Raw genomic sequence first — 20,913 nt, 5'->3', positions numbered from 1 at the left:
CTGCTGATCTTATTGGGCGTCGGCAATGTTGTCTTTCGTAATTTTTTTGTAGGCAATCCAGACATATTTTCCGTCCGTAATATCAAATTTCGTATTTTCTTTGGTTGGTGTCTCACCTTTGGCAAGGACAGTAGCCAGTGCGACCGTTGCTGCTCCCTGGTTCTTGGCATCGTTCAGCACCGTGCCGAGCATGGTCCCATCTTGCAAAGCCTGAATCGCTGGAGCTGTAGCATCAACGCCTACGACAGGCATTGTTTTGCCGTCCTTGAAGTAACCTGCTGCTTTTAACGCTTCAATTGCACCAAGTGCCATGTCATCATTGTTCGCCAATACCGCTTCGATCTTATCGCCATGAGAAGCAAGGAATGCCTGCATTTTCTCTTGTCCTTTGACCCGATCCCACATCGCCGTATCTTCAGCCAGCGCTTCGACTTCAATACCAGCGTCCTGAATGGCCTGAACGGAATATTTCGTACGCAGCTCGGCATCCTGATGTCCTGGTTCGCCTTTCAGCATGACATATTGGAGTTTACCATCGCCGTTTTTGTCGGCTTCCGGATGTGCTTTCCAATAATCCACGATTAACTGACCGGAAATCGTACCTGACTCTTCCGCTTTGGCACCAACATAATACACTTTATCCCACTTGTTCATGTCTTCAGCTACAGGCTCACGATTCAGGAATACCACCGGAATATTGGCTGCTTTAGCCTTATCAATAATGACACCTGCTGCTGTCCGATCTACCGGATTCACCGCCATGGCATTGTATTTCTTGGATACAAACAGGTCCACCTTCTCGTTCTGGGTCGGCTGTGCATTCTGACTGTCTACAATATCAAGGGTAGCGATTCCCTCTGCTGCCGCAGTCATCGCATTCTGCACTCCCGTCATAAATGTATCGTCAAACTTATAGATGGCAACCCCGATTTTCGGATTTTCAGTTTGCGCTCCAGCTTCCGTCTTCGTGCCGCTGTCCGTCCCTGTGCTTTCACTTCCAGCTGCGCTGTTTCCGCCGTTGCTGCACCCTGCCGCCACAGCCATGCATACCGTAAGCAACAATGTCATCCACGTTTTCTTCTTCATTCTTCATGACCTCCCCCAAGTTCATTCGGCTTTACCGATGTCTTTATTATGAAAGGGTTTACATTATTTTCGAATACAATATCTTCATCTGTTCTATCGAAATCCTCATCAGTTCATTGCACAAATGGAAATAAGAGCTTTTGATTATCCATCCAGAACATATTGTCTGTGCTAACGACCTTGGTTTCCAAGATGACCCGGGTCTGGACATGCTCCCGATCCAGTTTGGCAAGTGCCTGATTAAGCCCTAGGTAGCCCGCACTGTAACCGTTCTGTACAATCAATCGTTGAAAAACACCTTCCTGTAGTTGCTCTAACTGCTGTTGCTCGCTGCCGAACCCAACAATGCTGATCTGCCTTCCATCCTTGCGACGATGCAGTTCATCTGCCGCGCCGAGCGATGCCGGCTCTTGCAGAGCAATCACCCCGGTCAGCTCATGCTGATCCAGTAGCTGCTTCACTGCTTGCCAGCACGCATCCCTGTTGTTGCACACCGTTCTCGGGATTACATCCATGCCGGGATACTGCGATAATACATCTTTGATCCCCTGCTCCCGGAGAACCAGGCCTGCATTCAGCGCATCCGGGCCCACTAAAGCAATCTGACCGTGCCCCTGCAATAATTCTGCCATCGCTTCACCCGCCTGTCGTCCCGCTTCGAGATTGTCCATCGAGATGACACTGGTAATGCCTTTAACAGGGAACTCATCGTTCAACACAATAACGGGAACGACACCCTCATCCGTTCTTGCTGTCTCTGCTTCCCTAATGATATCGTCAAGAGCATCCTCGCTTAGCGGATCAATGAGCAGCGCTGTTGCCCCTTGTTTCAGTGCGAGTGCTGCTGCCTGGACTTGGGCCTGCTCACGCTCACTGCGAGTGAAATCCCGATTCGCTGCGGCTGGTGTGCCCACAGATGGCGGACTTATCACATAGTCCGCATTAGATGAGGTGTGGGAAGCGGAATCCATCGGATACGCCTCAACGGTGATCAGCTGTGCGCCGCGCTCTTTGGCGGCAGCCTCGGCTCCCAGGCGGATCGCTTCGGCGAGCTCCCCCGTGCCCGCAGGCGTAATCAGCGCTATGCGCTGTGGCGACGCCGATTGATCCGCCCTTGCCATGCCGCAGGCGGCACAAAATAACAGGCAGCAGGCTGATGCTGCCTGAAACAAGGCCCGGAACGGCCGAAATTCCGGGGGTACCGGAAAAGTTGCCTGGCTTTTTTTTGCCAATACACGGCGTGTGCTCTTGATCTGGTTACCGGTTCCGCTGTTGCTTTCGTTACTTTCGCTACTGATGTTGTTGCTAATTTCGCTACCTTCCCTCATTCATCCCGTCCTCCTTCATCTCTTCTTGAACAGGAATCCAAATCCATACGGTTGTGCCCTCCTCCAGCTCACTGGCGAATTCAAGCCCATACCCCTCACCATAATAGTGCCTGATGCGATCATGTACATTGCGTACAGCGACACCGGAACCTGCTCCGCTTTTCACCACTGGACGACCACTGAGCAATCCTGCCAGCTGTTCCTCCGACATACCTACACCGTTATCCGTGATGCGGAATAAAATGGCATACTCTTCACGCTGCACATGCACCTCAATACTTCCCTCATCCATGTGGTACTCAATGCCGTGCACAATGGCATTCTCGATGAGCGGCTGTAGAATCAGCTTCAGTGTTAGGCAGTCCAGTACCTGCTCATCTGCATGGATAGTGAAAGTAAACTTGTGTTTGAATCGCATCTGCTGAATGGTCAGGTAGTGACGGGCATGCTCCAGCTCTTCCCTTAAGGTAATAATGGTTTTGCCTTGACTGAGACTGATGCGAAATAACCGGGAAAGCGACGTAATCATCGTGATGACTTCATCATTACGGCTCATACCCACCATGCGCACAACCGAATTCAGCGTGTTATACAGAAAATGCGGATTAATTTGAGCCTGTAGCGCCTCCAGCTCCAGACGGCGTTTCTGTTCCTGTTCATGAATGATCTCATCCATGAGGTTACGGATTTTGTTCACCATGAGGTTAAACCTGCGTGCCAGACGCTCGACCTCAAGTGGTCCCGTTGTCGGTAATTCCACGTTGAAATCCCCTCGCTCCACCGCCTTCATCTTCCGCTCCATCCGCCGGATGGGACGTGTCAGACTCGAAGAGAGAAACAGGGATACCACGATGACAAGCACCAGCACAACGACCAGCACACGGATCAGGTATCCGTTCACTTCCTGGCGTGTCGTCATAATTTCGTCCAGATACGCCACACCGACAATTTTCCAACCGATATTGGCCACCGACTTGACGGTATTCAGCCTTTTTTGCCCATTCGCCTCATCTTCGTAACTCCCCGTAGCTACCAGAGCTTGCTCGATATTTTCTTTTTTCAATCCCATATACATGAGTTGTTGTTGCGGATGGTACACAATGTTGCCTGCACTCTCATCAATAATGTAGACGTAACCCCGTTGCCCCAGGCTGACCCGGCTGCTCAACTCGTCCATTTGTTTGAAATTAATATCAACCAGCAGGATAACTCGCTGCTCCTGACCTTGCTGTTTAATGGTTATACCTTTGCTCATTGAAACGACCCACTTATAAGGGCCAGCATACATATTCTGAATATGAGGCAAGGAAAAACTCAGATGATTAGGTACACGCAATGCAGATTGAAACCACCCTTGCTGGGTGACATGAGCACTGCGTTTCAACGCGGCGGCAGGTCTGTTCTTGAGCAGCTGTCCGTCCGCATCGAGTAGCGTAATGGAAATGATATCTTCCCGGCTGCTGAGCAATGTATCCAGCTGTTTATCGACCTGTTCCCCCTCCCATGTTCCATCCCGAAGCATATGTTCCTCGATGGCACGATACAGATGGGACATGCTGCGCACGTAATCCTCCAGGTTATAACTGACCTGATCCACAATCTGTCTGGTCGACAATTCTGCACTGCGCTCCGCAGCCTGGGTGAATTTGTCATGTAGTAATATCGCCATAATGGTGAGTACCAGAACAATGAAGATGGAGAACGACCACGTAATAATAGAACGAATACTGCTGACTTTGGATGAACGTACAACCAAGCGGAGCTTCATCACCATAGACTTGATTCGTGCGGTTAACGTGCTCCAGCTCATTGAGGGGAACCTTCAGGGGCCGCCGCGGCTTGTTTGCGATACTCTTTGGGCGAGACCCCGATATGCTTTTTAAAACAAAAACTGAAATAATTCGGCTCGGCAAAGCCTACCTTCTCGGCTATCTGAAACGACTTCAGCTCCGTGGAGCGAAGCAGTTCCCTTGCCTCATCCATGCGAATCTGCATCAGATATTGCAGGAAGGTAAGCTGTACTTCTTTTTTGAAAATACTGCAAAAATAACCGGAGCTGATATGTAAATGTGCGCATACCTTCTGAATGGACAGATCCGGATCGGCATAATGCTTTTTCGTAAATGTGAGCGCCTGCTCCACAATATCTTTGTACACATACTGACGTCCACTGGCGATTCGCTGCTGCACAAGCAGACACACTTCACTCACCTTATGTTGTGCCTCGGACAGACCCGGAAGTCGAAACAGATCCGTATACAGCTGGAATCCGGCACCGAATATATCCTCCATCTCTTCACCCGAAGCCTGCGCGGCCTTCCAAACCGTAGTTAATACCTCGATCAAATACAACTGAATATCATTGCGCCCATGGTCGACCGTAATTTCCCGGAAAATGATCTGCAGCCCTTGCCCCAGCTCTGCCTGCGTTCCTGCCTTCAAACAGCGGGTTAACGTCTGTTGTTTCAATTCATCAAAACGCAGTTTGCCTGCGGTCTGACGCTCCACATCGGCAATGTAAATCAGTGAATCCGTTCCAGGTACCAGCCGGTAATCCAGTGCCAGCAGAGCATCCTCATATGCATGTTTCACATCGGGAAGTGTATCTACAAGACGACTCGACCCAATCGTTACGGGTACACGTAAATAGTGACGGATGCTTCGCAACACATTTTCCAGTGCCTGCTGTTGCAGATTTTCTGCTTTTCCTTCGGATACGTTCAGAGGCTCAACATAGAGCAAGACCACTGTCTCCTGATGCATAAAAGCATATCCTGCTGTGTGGTCCGTCCAGACTTCTGCTGCAATATTAAGTGCAGCAAATAGCTTTAATTCAGGATCTTCGGACGGATGCAATGTCAGAACAGAAACAGCATAACGTTTCCCGGTCAGTTGCAGTCCGCACTGACTTGCCCTGCTTAATATATAGGAAGAAGACTTCTGACGATGCAGTAGCGTTGCAATCAGATCCGCCTGTAATAAAGGCAAGCTGGAGCGATAGTGCTCTCTCAACTGCTGTACATCCTCACGCTCTGCAATTTCCGCCTCCATCTGGGCACGCAATCTGGTGAGCAGTTCGGTAAGATGACCTGCCGAGAAGGGCTTCAGCAAGTATTCATCTACACTAAGAGACACCGCCTGACGAGCGTAATCAAATTCATCATATCCCGTTAAAATAACGACCTTCACCAGCGGATTCCTCTCTCTCAATCTTCGCGCCAGTTCCAGACCGTCCATAAATGGCATGCTGATGTCGGTAATTACAATGTCCGGCTCCACCCGCTCTGCCATCTCCAATGCCTCACGCCCGTTCTCGGCCAGACCTGCAATACGCAGATCGAGTGCTTCCCAATCCACTTCGATAACCAATCCTTCACGTACATCTTCCTCATCATCCACGAGCAGGACCCGGTACATATGTTGATTCCTCCCTTTTTATCTAACGGCTAGTACTCCCTGGCCAGTAACCGATATCCTCCAACGCAAGGTTTCCAACATAATATACAATAAAAACAAGTTTATGTAATCGCTTTCTTTTCAAACGAAAAAATGGACGATGTTTCTTAACTTTGATTGAGTTATGACAAGGAATTGCGCTTTCAAACTAAATATTTCCTTTAGAAAATACATTCAAAAATTGACTTATATTGGCACGCGTGTTATGATGATATAGGTCGATACATTAGTGGACATTAAGTCTACGGTTTAACTACCGAGTGAGCATTAATCAGGATTGGATACAGCTCATACCAATGGTCGTACAAAACTTATTATTTTTGGAGGAATCACATGCAAACAGGTACAGTAAAATGGTTCAACGCGGACAAAGGATTTGGCTTCATCGAAACTGAAGAAGGAACAGACGTATTCGTTCACTTCAGCGCCATTCAAGGTGATGGTTACAAAACGTTGGACGAAGGTCAGCGTGTAGAGTTTGAAGTAACTCAAGGTAACCGTGGACCACAAGCGGAGAACGTTACTAAACTGTAATTGATACGGGGGCTGCCTTCGGCAGCCCTTTATTTATGCCCACTGACGCTTACTTCGTTGTTATTTTATCTACATCCATCACGATATAAGTTCGGAACTTCTGTTTATACAATAACGGAGAGAACAGAAAAAACCTGGATAAGCGAAGCGTTCGCCTTTATCACCGGATTTTCCCTTTTGGAAAAGGGAATCAAAAAATCTGGGGATAACAGCGATAGAAAGGTTATTCTGTCATCGGAGTTTCCGTATAAACACCTTCCTTACACTTATATCCATCACAGAAAAGAGGTTTTTATTCCAACAGATCATTATAAAGCAAGTGAACACGTTGTATTTTCCACGGTTGACGACATCATTAACTTCTACTCACCTCAGCAAACGAGCACAGAAAGCTCCGAAGCTCACTCGCGTCCTACACATCCGGTAGATCCGTCCAAACCTAAGGATCGCAAGACCGAACGTTAACCACGAAATGACAGCAACCTATCCGACATAAGCAGAAGGCCCTGAACCGCTTGAACGGTACAGGGCCTATTTCTATTTTATTTGTAGTCCTACATCTGTATGCTTATTTTACATAACCGTTTCGAATTGCAAAAACCACTGCCTGCGTGCGATCCTCCACCTGAATCTTCTGCAAAATACGGTGCACATGTGTCTTCACGGTGCTCTCGCCAATGAACAACTTTCGGGCAATCTCTTCATTCCGTAGCCCATAAGCCATCTGCTGCAGCACTTCAAGCTCACGTCCAGTAAACGCATCTGTAAGTGGCGAAGGCTGCTCACCGTTATCCTCGTTAAATGGAGAATTCACAGCTTCTTTGGCTTTTTTTTCATCCTGGGCTGATGTTCCGTGCGACCGTACTGCTATGCCGATCATCTTCGCGGCAACAGCGGTTCTGTATATCGCTTCACCCCGATAAGCCGCCCTGACCGCATCAATCAGTTCTTCCGGTGCGGCGTCCTTCAGCAGATAACCTACGGCCCCGGAACGTATTCCCTGATATACATAATCTTCTTGATCAAACGTCGTTAATATGACGACCTTGCATTCAGGCTGTAAATCCAGTAAAGCCTGTGTGGCTTCCAGTCCGTCCCCGTCCTCCATCTGCACATCCATAAACACGACGTGGGGGTTTAGCTCTGCCGCAAGCCTCACCGCCTCATGTCCGCTCCCTGCCTCACCAATCACTTCCATATCTTGCTGGGCATTAATAATAAAACGCAACCCATGCCTGACCAGATGCTGGTCATCCACTAGAAGCACACGAATCGTTGGTTGCTCTGTCATGGCTCACCTCCTCCTGCTACTGCTTTTATACCTCCATGTGGAATGCAAACAGTCAGCTTCATTCCGTGCGGATGGATCGCTTGGATGGTCATTGATCCTCCAACTCTTTCACACCTTGCTCTCATACTGGATAAGCCAAAACCCGGTACAAGCGGTTGTTGCTGGATGAATACGCCGTTATCCTCTACCTGCATGAACAGATCCTCTTCCTGTTCCTTGATATGTACGCTTACTTGGGTAGCTTGGGCATGACGAATAATGTTCGATAAGGCCTCCTGTAGAATCCGGTACAGAAGTTCGGACGTTTCCTGCGTCCATGCTTCCTTTTGACCAGCATAGCGCAGTTCAATGGAACAACCGGTTAACTTCTGTACTTCACTGACCAGACTGTTCAGCGCAACCAGCCCAAGCCCAGCTTCGCCACTCCCCATCTGATGAGCCACCGTCCGCACTTCCTGCAAGCTTTGCCGCACCACATCCAGCACGGTGCCAATGGCTTTATCCGCTTCAGTCGCGTCCACCTTCATCATATAAGGAATAGCTTGAAGTTGCACAATAGCCGATGTCAGGCGATTCCCGATACTATCGTGCAAATCCATCGATATTCGTCCCCGCTCTTCAAGCACCGCATAGTGCATTAAACGCACGGTTGCCCGTTCCAATTCTTCATGCGTATGCTGAAGCTCATCATGTGCCTGGCTCAATTCGGCATGTACAGCCTGTAATTCTGCATAATGACGCTCGCTCGCTCGCCTGCTCTCCCGCTTGATCCTTGCTCCCCAGCAAAAAATGTACGTGACAATATAAGCCATCGTATATAACCAAATCTGATGTAACTCCACTCCGGCAGCATACAATAATAGCCCGTTACCCACGAGAATGATTAAACCCAGACACCAGGAACGGAATACGGGCAGATTCAACGCAGCATATCCGATGAGATAAAAGGTAAGCTCAAAAATGCGATATTCTGCATGGAACAATGCTGCATAGAGAAGCGTAGCCGCCCAGGTTAAACCAATCATGATCGTACGAATCCGATCTTTTTTCAGCCAGTTCGGTGTCCAGACCAAAATAAAATAAGGCAGACGAATAACCAGCCCTGCACATAGACTGAGCCAAGTGAATGCTTCCATTGGGTTGACCAGATTATACAGTAGCAACAGACTGAGAATCATATCCCCTGTGTGATTAGCTATAAATTTCCGTATGTTATCCAACGTGACCATTTGATTCTGCATAAGTTTCCCTTTCGCATCACCTTGAATCCAGCGTGCCTGATCAGATGACTCCTCGTAAGGATTTCAGTGTAATTTCGACTATACGCTTGAAAACTATACCTTGGTAGCTTGCATGTGACGAACCCGATAATAAATGATAAACCGACGAGCAGCGATACTTCCGAGCGGCATAAACAGTAATGCGCTGCTCAGGGCAACCACGCTATGATGTACATCCAGGGTACCGATATAATGCTTGAGCAGCATAATGACGATAAGCACAATAGCCGCACCCATCGAACCTTTGGACATTACTTTACCAGTCGCCGAATCAACCCGTAAGCGTTCCATCCAGGCACGCCACAAGCCTATCCCGCAACCAATGACCAGAAACATAATATAAAAGAGCAACGTCAACCCTGTAAGAGGTACTTGGGATACACTGAAAAAGATCGCTACAGCAACAATGACAGGCATCACCCACATGCGATCAAGCTTAACCTCTTTTTCCCGCATCGATAACAATACAATAATGAAAGCTGTAATCACCATGTTTAACATCTAACATTCCCCACTTTCTCTGATTTAGCGTATCTGACTTCTCTTCTCACCGCTCTATGTAGAACAGTATAACCAGCTAGAAGTCAACGAAAGTCCACCCGTAGGTGGACTTCATGTGATTTTGCTTCAATCTGCAGAACGATATGGGAGAAAGCTTAGTGCGGTAGATACCTTGAATACGTTATATTTTAAAAGGTTTCAGGGATACCTGCAGTTCAGCCGAAACGTCAGACAGCATCGCAGCGGATTCCTTGATCTGCTCCACAGACTTGAGTTGCTCTTGTGCAGACCCGGCTGCATGTTGAGAGTTGGCACTAGCCGTCTGTGCATGACGTGCAATCTCGTTCACCGATGCCACAATCTGCTCTACACCTGCCGACATCTCTTCACTGGTCGCCGCCATATCCTCAATCTCTGTGGCAATGCGCAGGTTCGTATCCCGGATCTGGGTAAAGCTCTGTTCGGTTTCTTTTGTAAGTCGCAAACCTTCACTTACTTCTTGCTTCACTTTGGCCATCGCTGCCAAGGAATGCAACATGTCCTGTTCCATCGCTCCGACAAGTGCTTCAATCTGGCTCGACGATTGCCCAGCCTGTTCAGCCAGCTTCCGCACTTCGGTGGAGACAACGGCAAAACCTCTCCCGTGTTCTCCTGCTCTTGCAGCCTCGATGGAAGCATTAAGCGCGAGCAGATTCGTCTGGCCTGCAATGTCATGTATAGCAGATACCATCTGACCGATCTGAGCAGACTTCTCCTCCAGCATACGAATCACTTCATCCGTTGCACTGACAGAAGCTTCAATGGCTACCATCTGTTCCACCGTTAGCTGTACCGCTTGTCCCCCGGTATCCGCTTGCTCCCGTGAGTACACTGCGGCATCTGCAATGCTGGAAGCTCTATCTGCTATACGCTGTACGCCGATAGCGACCTCTTCCATCGCTTGCAGATTCTCTTCCGTACTTACAGTCTGACTTTCGGCCCCTCGCGCGACCTGTTCGACAGAGACAGCAATCTGTTCTGACACACTTGCGGTCTGTTCCGCAATCTGTAGTAGCAATCCCGTGGAATGACCTGCTTTATCCGCTGCGTCCAGCCCGTTTTGAATAATGCCCTGCAAGCTACTTCTCATTTCATTGTAACCGGCGCTTAGCATGCCAATCTCGTCTCTAACATGATCGACCACTGGCTGTGTGAAGTCCCCCGTTCCAGCACGTTTAATGGCAAGAGATACCCGATTAATTCTCGCTCTTACCCTGCGGATATACCAAACGATCAACACAATGGCAATCAGCATCGCAATACCAACGACGATCAGAAAAGTTAGAAGAAACGAAGAGATAATCACATCAATTAATGATTGTGAAGCACCCACATAGAAAATACCGATAATCTCTCCTGATGCATTTTTAATGGGTTCATAAGCAGTTTGAGTCTTCTGGCCGACAACAACCGCTTCCCCAAAATACTTTTCACCCTTCTGTAAAACGGTCTGTGCCACCTGTTCGGACACCTTCGTGCCTATGGCGCGTTTCCCGTCAACCATTACATTCGTAGCGATTCGTTCATCTCCGCGAAAAATGGTCACGGTATCCCCTGACGCATTGCCGATTTCGTCCACCAGATCAAAATTTTCTTCCAACAATGCAGTTCCTTTATATAACTGCCCATCTTTAATAGCCCAGTCGCCCGGATATTTGTATGACAAGATGTGATTCGCCATCTCGAGGTCACGTTTTGCCTTTTCGGTAGCGAATGTCTTAATTCCATTTCGCATCTCCATCACAACGCTGACCGCTACGGCCGAGGAGAACAAAATGAAAATACCGATCACGATCAAACTGATTTTAGTACCAATACTCATGCTACGCATGTGTGTGAGCCACCCTTTTCACGATTAAATTGTCTTGATCTCTGACAGATTGGGTTCTGCTTAGAGATTTCACATATAGACTTATCGGTGCGGGTATACACATTTTTTATAATCTGACTGTGATCTTTATCACATTTTTTTCTAAAATATTAACTAGCCGTTTACGCATTCTCCGTAATTGTGTCAAAAGATGTATGGGGCTGGGAGATTCGGAATATGGATGATGTGCCATATGTCCTAAAAGTGCAGATAACTATTTGTTTAGGAAAGTAAACCAAATAAAGTCGTACCCCTCCGCTTATTGGAAAGAAGGTACGACTTTGTCGGGGAATTTTACTATCGCTCGCTCACTTGTTTGCTCTCGTTGATCCGGTTCACCCACCCGGATTTTCTATTCCGATGTCAGACTCACCAATGCATCGGTTGCATTCCAATCCACCTTCAATCCCACCCCTTCCGAGAGGAATCGCAATGGAACCAGCGTACGATTGTTTTGAATAATGCTTGATGTATCCATCTGGATTGCCTTACCATTCACTGTTACTGTGTTGCTGCCGATCTGGAGTACAAACGTCTGGTCATTCAGAACGGCTGTTACGGTTTTGGCTGCTGGATTCCACTTCACTTCCGCACCAAGCGCTTCAAGGAGAGCATTGACGGGAACCATCACACGACCATCTTGCACCAAGGGATTCTGATCGGGGAAAGTTATGTTCTTACCGTCCAGTGAAACAGTAATGGTTTGATTGGTAGTCCCGGCAGAGCTGTTTGAGATTGTCTCATCGTCAGATGTGTCAGGCAAAGGTGTTACTTCACGGCCCAGTTGCTCCTGCAGATTGGCAAGGCGGTTAAGGGCAAAGGTTGTTAACGAACCCGCTGTCATGAGTCCCATATTCATCCCGAAGCCGCCGAGGTTACCTCCCGGACGAGTTGGCATATTATCGTTGCTGGCATCTGCACCAGATGTATTGTTTTCCTTAGTTGTCCCCGATTGAGCAGGAAGAGTCATACCATTCGGCGGAGTGAAGCCTTCGAAGCCCTCTGGAGGCATCATGCCTTCCATACCTTCCGGTGGAGTCATGCCCTCGAATCCTTCAGGGGGTGTTCCCATACTACCTGCTGCATCTGTAGTTGCGGAATAAACAATGTTGGATTCGAATTGCTCCGTTGTGTAAAACTTGGTCGGGTCTGCTTCAATATACGGACGAATCTTATCTGCCAGACTTGTAATGCGATCCTGGATCCCTTCCAGATAGTCGGTCAATTCGTTGACGTAGGCAAGATACTTCGCTTTGTATTCCGGCACGGCAAGCAAATTATTAATCATCGGCACCTGATCCATGCTAATGCCCAGTACAGGCTCGTCTACCGATACATTGGTTGCGTTCGTATTCACTGCTGTAGTAGACGCTCCGCCCTTATTTCGGCCACCGCCTCCGAAACCTAAACCGTTAAAGGACATGTTGAAATCCCATGGTACAACGGTAAATTTGCCGTTGGCATCGCTGTACAGCATGTAGTTGTGCCCTTTCTCTCCGTTGTAACTGTCGTAATTGCCCAGTACAACGTTACCGGCAATATATTGAAGAGCGGAATCAACATCCAGCACGCTTTCGATGTCTCCTTTTTCACCTGCGGGCATGTCATTTAAGATCTTGATAAAGTTTTTGAGCTTGGCCTTATCCTTGTCCGTTCCCAAATCCTTGGTGAGAGTGCTGTAATCGCTACCATCTTTGTATTGAAGATAACTTTTTTCATCTGTGTCATAGAGGACGCCATCTTTATAGCTCTCACCGTAATTGCGCTCCAGATAACTGTCGTCTACTGCTTCCACACCTGTGTAGAAACCGACCAGTTCCCCGTTGACATACAGGTTGACGTAATTCGTCATAGGCACATCCATGCCAATGCTGCGCAACGCTTCATAATGGAGCACCTCACGCATGTAAGAAGGATCACTAAAGTTGTTGTTCAGTACCATCTTGTCCAGACCAAGCAGTGTTTGTGTTTTATCGTACTTGTCGAATTTCAGCCTGAAGCTGTAGCGGTCTGAGTCCTTCATCGAAGCAACCGACCAGAGTGTCGAGTTTCCTTTAGTGGAGAAACCAACATTGTCGAGTTTCTTACCATCTACTTCAACACTAACATTTTTGTAATCCTTATCCAACGGGCTCTCTAGCATGCTTTTCCAATCGACTTCGTCAATCGTAATTTTCACGTCAATCACGTTATCTGTCTGAAAAAGCGACTCATAAGCCTTAGTGACACCTGTACTTTTCGCTGCTGTAGATGCCTCTGCGGCCCACACCGCATTCGGGACAATGAGTCCATAAGAAGAGCCTACCAACGATACAGACAGTGCCGTAATTGCAACTTTTCGTAATAAATGGTTCAAAGATGAATCCTCCTTTTGGTTTTCTAGGACGTGTCTGAAAACTCTGAAGGAATCCTTTTTTGCTGAATTTCCGTTCCAAGCCATGAAGTTTTCCGCAGGCGTGCCGGAGCACGCCAAGGGAAAGTGACGCAGTTGGGGGCCAAAATGCGGTAAAAGAGGCTCTTCAGTAGGTTTCAAGACACGCCATAGTAAGCAACTGAGGCTTGTAAAACCATGATAGAGGACAAACCTTTAGTGAATCTTAAATCAAAATAGTATGCGTCGATACTGGTTCTCCGCTTTTTCAACGAATATCCATTTATATATAATTTTTTACGCAAAAATTAAGATGTGATTCAAAGGTTCCGGTTCATAAGTCCTATTTTATTGGATAAACCTAACATTTATATGTCGAAATAACGATATAAGTGAAGAGTAGAACTTACCTGGATTTCATATACGTGAATATTAAAATGAGTATTGTATAGTATTTGTATTTGTTTTTTCCGTAGCACCTAAAAAAATCTTCAAACCATTGAGAAAGTCCACTTATTGTGATGGCAACAACCTATGCAACGTATACGACGTCCAGGTGAAGTCCTTTTTTAATTTTATAGGAGGAGTGAACGACCTTGTTTAAAAAGCTTCGCTGGAGTACCATGCCATTTTTCGCCAAGAATCTGGTGATTTCATTCGGGAGCATCGCTCTGATTGGAATTATTCTGATCACTGCAGCTTATCAGTTGCAAAAAAGTATATTAATCAATCAACTGCAAGATCAAGCCGAGATTACAACCTCGAAATGGTCCCAAGATTTAGACACAAGTCAGGTCGAACAGGCCACATCCGAGAAGAGTTATTCCGATACATATCAGAGTAAACTACGGGATTATCTGGATTCCATTCATACCTTTAATCCGAATATCGCGCAAGCTTACATTTTCGGTTCACAGCTAGATCAGGAGAAAAGCGCTCCGATTTATGCGATTCCAACCAGTCTGGTTGAAGCGTTTGAGAAAGATAAGTATCTGCCTGGGACAAACTATCCGTTATCTCCTCAGATTGAGCACGGCCTTGATGATATGAATGCGACCGGCAAACCAGCGTTTAGTGATTTCTATACCGATGATTTCGGTACGTGGACAACACTGATGTATCCCGTTAAAAAGGCAGATGGCTCCATTTACGCAGCGCTGTACTTTGATGTTGATGCAAGTGCCGTTCCCAAAGGACTTAATAAATTACTGATGTACGGCCTGATGTACCTGATCGGCTTCCTGGTTCTATTCATGGTATTGCAATTTATTCTGTTGAAAAAAACCATGCGCCCGATCCGTGACCTCATGAAAGGTATTGAGGAAGTAAGCACAGGCAACCTGAATGTTACGATTCAGACAGGACGCGATGATCTCGGGGTCATTAACGAGAAGTTTAATGCGATGATTGATCGCTTCAACACTACGCTTTTCAAGGTAAAGAATACGTCTCGTCATCTCTCGAATTCGTCGAAAGAACTGCTGGATATCTCGGCTAAAAACAACGATAACATTCAATCCATCAGCACTAACATTCGGGAAATCTCTACGGGTCTCGTATCTCAGGACAAAGCAACCGTGGAAAGTGCTCGCGCCATGACCGAGATGTCCACTGTCGTACAGAACATTGCCGGAAGCTCGGCTGAAGTAGCCGATGAAGCACTCAGCATGGAGCAACGTTCGAACAATGGACACGAAATTATGCAGCAGGTTATCGATCAGATGGGGCTGATCTCAAGCGCGGTACAGAACACCTATGCTTCGATTCAATCCTTGGAGAACCGCTCCAATGAAATTAGCAGCATTGTGGGTATCATTACGGATATTGCTGGTCAGACCAACCTGCTCGCCCTGAACGCTTCGATTGAAGCGGCACGTGTTGGAGAAGAAGGACGCGGCTTCGCAGTCGTGGCTGGAGAAGTACGTAAGCTGGCAGAGCAGTCTCAAGAATCCGCAACCCAGATTCGCGCGCTAATCGATGAGATTCAGCGGGATATTGGACAGTCTGCAGACGCGATGGAACGCGGTTCGGAAGAAGTGCAAAAAGGCCTTAATGTTACGCGCGAAACCGGAACTTTCTTTGAAGACATTATGATCGCTACCAACAAAGTAGCGAACCAAATCCAGGATATCTCCAGTTCCACCGAGGAAATCTCGGCGAGCACACAAGAAATGTCCGCAACCGCAGACGAGCTGTCCGCAAGTGTCAGCAAAGCAGCAAGCAGCACCCAACACATCGAGCACTCGATCGCCGAACAGGAAACATCCATGGCTTCCATCGTCAGCGCATCCGACGAGTTAGCCGAAGTATCCGAGCAACTGCAAGAACTCATCTCGTTCTTTAAGGTAAAAGAAGCATAGGCCGAGAAGTATATGATACTGCGGCAAGGCGTGGAAGTGAGAAGTACGGAAGTACGGAAGTACGGAAGTACGGAAGTACGGAAGTACGGAAGTACGGAAGTACGGAAGTACGGAAGTACGGAAGTACGGAAGTACTCGATAAGTATAGAAGGCTATGGGTGAGACATCCAGTAGCTGTGAAGACACAGAATGCGTGGAATTTGCGTGGAAGTGAGCATGGCGTGAATTGCATATGAACCAGCAGTAGCAGCACTGCAGGTACGACACGATGTACTTTTCATCAACGATCTGCGCCACAGCCGTAACATCAACCAAGACTTGAGTGTTTATACACTCAGGCCTTGGTTTTTTAGTTCGCTCTGATTGACATTACATTCTAACGATCTCAGGAGACGCTATTTGCCTGTTTTTCTGCTCTACAGAATTCTAACGATCACCAGAAACCTTATTTGCTTCATATCCCCCTTTTTCCATTGTGTTCAGCTGTATTTCTCCTAAATAACGTCTGTGGTGATCGTTAGAATTAGAAAAGGTCATAAAATGACCAAATAAGCTCTCCTGTGATCGTTAGAGCTCGTCTGAGACTAATTCATCGCATCAGCTATACGGCGCAAACTGCTCCTAATGTCCTCCACACTACGATAAGCTCCAGCAATCTTAACCAGCTTCCAATTATTTTGCTGCTTCAAATAATGCAACGTCACCGCACTAGGCAGTAAGCATACTTGCTCATCTCCTATTTCGAACCATTCCAGCTGCATTCCCACATTTGCCGCAAAGCGTTGAATACGTTCTATTGTTTTCAGTGTATCTATCTTAGACAGCTTTGCGCCTGCGCCTTTACTTATACCTGTTCCTGTTCCTGTACCTCCCCCATTCCCATTCTCGGTCTCAGTCTCGGTCTCACTTTCTTTCTCTATCTCTGTTCCCGCATCCGCCCAAATATCCACACTATCAAACAAGTATGTCCCGTCCTTCTGGAATGTCATATTCACCGTGTACCCATCATAATTCAAGCTGACCACTTCCAGTTTCTCCTTATCCACACTCCACACTTCATCCGCCTGTGCTTTGGCCTGCTCCAGAGTGATCTGAGCATCTGCTGGTAAACACTGCGGCAACTTCCCCCTTTGCACGTACTCTTCCAAAGAGATCATATCGATAAGTGACTTGGTTTGCTCGTTATTCATCGTTTGTTCTTCAGCACCTTTCTGAGTCTGTTGGTGAAGAATATGGAAAAAAGTTACATTCACAGAGTAGTGAGGCCCCCCGTTTTCATATCTATCCATATTGGACTATTGCGCTTCGTTGTTAAAGTTAGGATTAAAATATGTATACATGGGTTGTATGTCGCATGAATGTTTAATAAAGTGAAAGTAAGGAAAAATAAGAGTAGCCAGGCCAATGGCTACTCCTGTACAGCATTTGCGATGGATAATCCTACAAGTGTGTTTCGTAAAGTGAAGAAATAACCCGCTAGGCTCCAACCTATGGCGGGTTATTTCTCTTCTCGATCAATGTATGTCAGGAGCGCAATAATTAACGTTGCGAACATGATCACATCTGAAAAGGAGAAATTCATAGACACCACCTCCTTACCGGAGGACTGCCTATACCCACCACAAATTGGCTGTACATTTTAAATTAAACCAGTATGTAGGTGCTCAGACGAGCACTTTTTTTTATTTTTTAACAACTTACTTAAGCTCACATATCTCAATCGACGGACTCCATACAGAGTGTGACCGGCAAATGCCTGGAAATGGTGTGTTGCCGAAGAAAATTGTCTCACTTACATTCAATTATACCGTTTATTTCAGGTATCCTTTGGATTTCCAATATCGCTTCGCAAAGGATTCAACAGCATAGGGCAGTTCCCCATCCAGCAAATCCTGATTCGCTTGCATCAGCTCTTTGCGTCCACGTTCCAGCAATTGAACGGCATGTAGTAATTGGGGACCACCTACATAATGAAGTTCAAGCAACAACGGCTCTTCCACATCCTCTTCCTCCTGAGCCGAGTATTCAATTAACACAATCTCCGAGCCGTCCGCATGTTGGTGTAGCGTATAGAAGTATTTCTCGACCTTCGTCTCCCCTTGTGTATCCGTATACTCTCTACCAATACGCAGCATAGCTGGCTGGGGAACATCATTATACATTTGACCTGCTTGTCGAAATGCAAAGTAAAAGTCTCCAATCCATAACCCATGCCGGTCATCATCATAATAATCGTCATACGGCTCCGCGATAGGCAACGCTAATAAATCACGAATACGTTGCGGCGAAATCAAGGTGCGGACATACTGGTAATTCGATACGGACTGCAGCAAGGTATCCCATCCACGGTTGCTCAACTGTTGAATATCCGCAGGTGAGTCTTCCGTAAATACGCTCCATTCGGAGTTCTCACTGTTCACATAACGATATGCGCCTGAGATCATCCAGACAGGAGTGCCCGCTTGCTCAGCAAGTTCATTAAGAGAGCCTGAAGCTTGGTCTGCTGGCTCTATTTTGAGCAACAATGCACAGCCTTGGTCGTCTTGAAAATACAGACTCCGGAAGTAGCCCTCCGTATACTCATCCCCGTAGACAGAACCTCGGCAAAACTGTCCATCCACCCAAAACTCATAGCTGTTCAGCAACTCACCCTCCTCTCTTACAGGCAATAATGAAGGATGCGTAAGACGCTGAATGTTTTCAGCGCTAACTCGATGATCTTCGAACCAATCCGGTACATTCGGCTCTATCCCAGCGGCCTGAATATACTCTCGTTTAATGATAGGCTGTCCCTGCTGTAACCTCTTTATCATCTCTTCTCGCCATGGAAACGGCTCTTCTGTATCTTCGTCAATTACACACTCAGGAACAAATAATTCCAGCATGTCAAAGCCTTGCCATGGTCCGAGATCCTCCCACTCTTCAAGCTGACGCTTCACTTTCCGCTGTCCTTGAATCTGAATTCCATATTGCTCTGTACTTACTAGTAGCCCACCTTCTACGTTGCCTCTCACCGTCAATTCTCCATGGTTGTAATCTCCCCAGAACATATCCTCCACATAAAGATTACCTGTAATATATATTTCCTGCCCCCCCACGAGCATATAAGGCGTTGTAAGATCACCAAGCACAACCAAGTTTGAAGAGGCCGCGTCGGATTCTGTGTTTCCAATATAACGATCAACGATCAGATTTCCCTCCACCATAATTAAAAAAGGCCCCTCATCCAGCAACAGCTCATTGATATGGAGATCACCTGACTGAAGCCATACTTCCTCGGCATCAAATTCACCGTCATGTGCTTCATTCTGTGTAAACATCCAGCTTTCGTGAGGCAACCTCGTTTTGATATCGGCAAAAGTAACCTTTTGACCTATGTGATGTATGGACATGTCCTGACACTCCTCATCGGTTGATATATGGTTAACATCTTCAAAACTTCTAATCTTCGAAACTCCGAATCTATTTGCAGCGTGACTACCCAGTTTAATTAGACTAGAGGAAATTGAGTTGAGCTTTCTGCTGACTGCATTGCAGCGATAAGCAGCGCAAAGTTAATCACATAAGTCCACATTCCAATCCGCACACTCCATACAGAGTGCAACAGCAAAAAACAAATATAGTACGTTCCTACACGTCACAAAACTACGTTTTTTCACTACTATTCTATGTGTTCACGCCAACGAATTCAATCTTTTTCCAGCTCATTGTTGCCAAAAGGCATCGAAACATCCTTTTTTCACTACTTTCGAGGTGCGAATCCCCCGGGGTTTTCATGTGAGCTTCACATTCGCACCCGCATAAATCACCTTCTGCCCTCTACTTAATCTTCCAACATTTCAATAGCCTCCTCTCTTCTAGTATCCTTTTAAAGCCCCCCTTTCCCTACTCCTCCAGCTTCTCCCAGCCACAACATCACAACATTCACTTTTCAAACTATGACATAGATCACATCCAACCTCATACACAAGTGCTACATTAATTAACGACCAACTGACCAAAACGGTAAAACGGTCAACCATCAGATAAGGTTATCTATTTTCGAAGCCTGTCACCGTTGCTTCAAGCTTTTCATTATTTACAATCGTTTCTAGTGCTTCACATTGCTTTTCTTGTTTTTCTTGCTTTTCTTGTTTTACCCGCTTCACCTATTTCACATTTCAGATGCCAAGGAGGTGCATAGCCGTGAAAACGATAGATCGAAGGCAACAGGTGATGGACTCTGCCGAGAAATCCTTTGCCCTGTTTGGCTATAAGGCCACAACGATGGAGCAAGTGGCGAGACTGGCCAATGTGGGCAAAGGAACGATCTATACCTTTTTCGAGAACAAAGAAGAATTGTTTGATGAGATCCTGCGCTCGATTATTGCTGATATGAAACGGATTACGGAGCAGACCGTGAAGGAGGAAAACTCTTTTCTGGATAACGTGCATCAGAGTATGGACTCATTGCTGGAGTACCGGGAGGAGCATGAGCTGCTGATCAAGCTTTTCCAAGAGGTCAACGATTTCGGAACCCCCCAAGCCAGAGAGGGTCTGCAAAAAGTAGAGAAAGCCATTCTCGAATACCTCGAGCGTCAAGTGAGTCGTGCTATGGAATTACAGCAGATTCGTACCGACGATCCTAAGCTGATTTCGTTTGTGCTACTGAAGTTATACGTCAGCCTAACATCCGATTGGAATAAAGCGCATCCTACCTTGCACAAGGATCAGATCAAAGCGTTTATGGGCCTCTTTCTCAAAAATGGATTATCCCCCACCTAGAGGAACGCTCGCAGACGCACACATACCATACTA

14 protein-coding genes are annotated in these 20,913 nt (G+C 46.8%); 3 read left to right on the top strand and 11 right to left on the bottom strand.

Going from position 1 to position 20,913, the window contains the following annotated elements; translation table 11 throughout:
- Positions 1–9: 9 nt before the first annotated feature.
- The 4 genes from AC1VYS_RS05660 to AC1VYS_RS05645 form a co-directional block, all read right to left on the bottom strand.
- Positions 10–1,086, bottom strand: a complete 1,077-nt coding sequence (locus AC1VYS_RS05660) for a galactose ABC transporter substrate-binding protein (protein ID WP_482913383.1) — start codon at positions 1,084–1,086, stop codon at positions 10–12.
- Positions 1,087–1,199: 113 nt separating this feature from the next.
- Positions 1,200–2,414, bottom strand: a complete 1,215-nt coding sequence (locus AC1VYS_RS05655) for a sugar ABC transporter substrate-binding protein (RefSeq protein ID WP_482913382.1) — start codon at positions 2,412–2,414, stop codon at positions 1,200–1,202.
- Entirely contained in the window at positions 2,401–4,224 is a 1,824-nt protein-coding gene (locus AC1VYS_RS05650; RefSeq protein WP_482913381.1) for a cache domain-containing sensor histidine kinase, read from the bottom strand. Before AC1VYS_RS05650 ends, AC1VYS_RS05655 begins: the two co-directional genes overlap by 14 nt.
- On the bottom strand, positions 4,221–5,831 hold the full coding sequence (locus tag AC1VYS_RS05645; RefSeq protein ID WP_482913380.1) for a response regulator: 1,611 nt from the start codon (positions 5,829–5,831) through the stop codon (positions 4,221–4,223). The genes AC1VYS_RS05650 and AC1VYS_RS05645 overlap by 4 nt, the downstream gene beginning before the upstream one ends.
- 372 nt (positions 5,832–6,203) lie before the next feature.
- On the opposite strand from AC1VYS_RS05645, the gene AC1VYS_RS05640 reads away from it, so the two are divergent.
- Entirely contained in the window at positions 6,204–6,404 is a 201-nt protein-coding gene (locus tag AC1VYS_RS05640; protein WP_090917732.1) for a cold-shock protein, read from the top strand.
- A 568-nt stretch (positions 6,405–6,972) separates the two neighbouring features.
- Here the strand turns inward: AC1VYS_RS05640 and AC1VYS_RS05635 are convergent.
- The 5 genes from AC1VYS_RS05635 to AC1VYS_RS05615 all read right to left on the bottom strand — a co-directional run bounded on the left by AC1VYS_RS05635 (position 6,973) and on the right by AC1VYS_RS05615 (position 13,741).
- Positions 6,973–7,695, bottom strand: a complete 723-nt coding sequence (locus AC1VYS_RS05635) for a response regulator (RefSeq protein ID WP_482913379.1) — start codon at positions 7,693–7,695, stop codon at positions 6,973–6,975.
- Complete coding sequence (locus AC1VYS_RS05630; RefSeq protein WP_482934485.1) at positions 7,692–8,915, bottom strand: sensor histidine kinase; 1,224 nt, start codon at positions 8,913–8,915, stop codon at positions 7,692–7,694. The genes AC1VYS_RS05635 and AC1VYS_RS05630 overlap by 4 nt, the downstream gene beginning before the upstream one ends.
- 114 nt (positions 8,916–9,029) lie before the next feature.
- Complete coding sequence (locus AC1VYS_RS05625; protein WP_482913377.1) at positions 9,030–9,476, bottom strand: hypothetical protein; 447 nt, start codon at positions 9,474–9,476, stop codon at positions 9,030–9,032.
- A 181-nt stretch (positions 9,477–9,657) separates the two neighbouring features.
- The gene (locus AC1VYS_RS05620; protein WP_482934484.1) at positions 9,658–11,337 is read right to left on the bottom strand and encodes a methyl-accepting chemotaxis protein; all 1,680 of its coding nucleotides are present in this window, start codon (positions 11,335–11,337) and stop codon (positions 9,658–9,660) included.
- 400 nt (positions 11,338–11,737) lie between these two features.
- A complete protein-coding gene (locus AC1VYS_RS05615; RefSeq protein WP_482913375.1) occupies positions 11,738–13,741 on the bottom strand; it encodes a CotH kinase family protein in 2,004 nt (667 codons plus the stop codon).
- 638 nt (positions 13,742–14,379) lie between these two features.
- Between AC1VYS_RS05615 and AC1VYS_RS05610 the strand changes: the two genes are divergently transcribed.
- On the top strand, positions 14,380–16,116 hold the full coding sequence (locus tag AC1VYS_RS05610; RefSeq protein WP_482914916.1) for a methyl-accepting chemotaxis protein: 1,737 nt from the start codon (positions 14,380–14,382) through the stop codon (positions 16,114–16,116).
- 584 nt (positions 16,117–16,700) lie between these two features.
- Here the strand turns inward: AC1VYS_RS05610 and AC1VYS_RS05605 are convergent.
- The gene (locus AC1VYS_RS05605; protein WP_482913374.1) at positions 16,701–17,369 is read right to left on the bottom strand and encodes a hypothetical protein; all 669 of its coding nucleotides are present in this window, start codon (positions 17,367–17,369) and stop codon (positions 16,701–16,703) included.
- Positions 17,370–17,927: 558 nt separating this feature from the next.
- Positions 17,928–19,508, bottom strand: a complete 1,581-nt coding sequence (locus tag AC1VYS_RS05600) for a hypothetical protein (protein ID WP_482913373.1) — start codon at positions 19,506–19,508, stop codon at positions 17,928–17,930.
- A gap of 793 nt (positions 19,509–20,301) precedes the next feature.
- Here AC1VYS_RS05600 and AC1VYS_RS05595 point away from each other — a divergent pair.
- The gene (locus AC1VYS_RS05595; RefSeq protein WP_482913372.1) at positions 20,302–20,880 is read left to right on the top strand and encodes a TetR/AcrR family transcriptional regulator; all 579 of its coding nucleotides are present in this window, start codon (positions 20,302–20,304) and stop codon (positions 20,878–20,880) included.
- Positions 20,881–20,913: the final 33 nt, after the last annotated feature.

The organism is Paenibacillus sp. G34 (genome assembly GCF_056856875.1).
The sequence above is the reverse complement of the archived record's forward strand: the minus strand, read 5'-3'. Positions and strand labels throughout refer to the sequence as shown.

Coding starts and splice junctions, on each gene's coding strand:
- AC1VYS_RS05635 (WP_482913379.1), bottom strand. CDS start 7,695: ATGACAGAGCAACCAACGATTCGTGTGCTTCTAGTGGATGACCAGCAT.
- AC1VYS_RS05600 (WP_482913373.1), bottom strand. CDS start 19,508: ATGTCCATACATCACATAGGTCAAAAGGTTACTTTTGCCGATATCAAA.
- AC1VYS_RS05660 (WP_482913383.1), bottom strand. CDS start 1,086: ATGAAGAAGAAAACGTGGATGACATTGTTGCTTACGGTATGCATGGCT.
- AC1VYS_RS05640 (WP_090917732.1), top strand. CDS start 6,204: ATGCAAACAGGTACAGTAAAATGGTTCAACGCGGACAAAGGATTTGGC.
- AC1VYS_RS05610 (WP_482914916.1), top strand. CDS start 14,380: ATGCCATTTTTCGCCAAGAATCTGGTGATTTCATTCGGGAGCATCGCT.
- AC1VYS_RS05620 (WP_482934484.1), bottom strand. CDS start 11,337: ATGAGTATTGGTACTAAAATCAGTTTGATCGTGATCGGTATTTTCATT.
- AC1VYS_RS05655 (WP_482913382.1), bottom strand. CDS start 2,414: ATGAGGGAAGGTAGCGAAATTAGCAACAACATCAGTAGCGAAAGTAAC.
- AC1VYS_RS05645 (WP_482913380.1), bottom strand. CDS start 5,831: ATGTACCGGGTCCTGCTCGTGGATGATGAGGAAGATGTACGTGAAGGA.
- AC1VYS_RS05650 (WP_482913381.1), bottom strand. CDS start 4,224: ATGAGCTGGAGCACGTTAACCGCACGAATCAAGTCTATGGTGATGAAG.
- AC1VYS_RS05625 (WP_482913377.1), bottom strand. CDS start 9,476: ATGTTAAACATGGTGATTACAGCTTTCATTATTGTATTGTTATCGATG.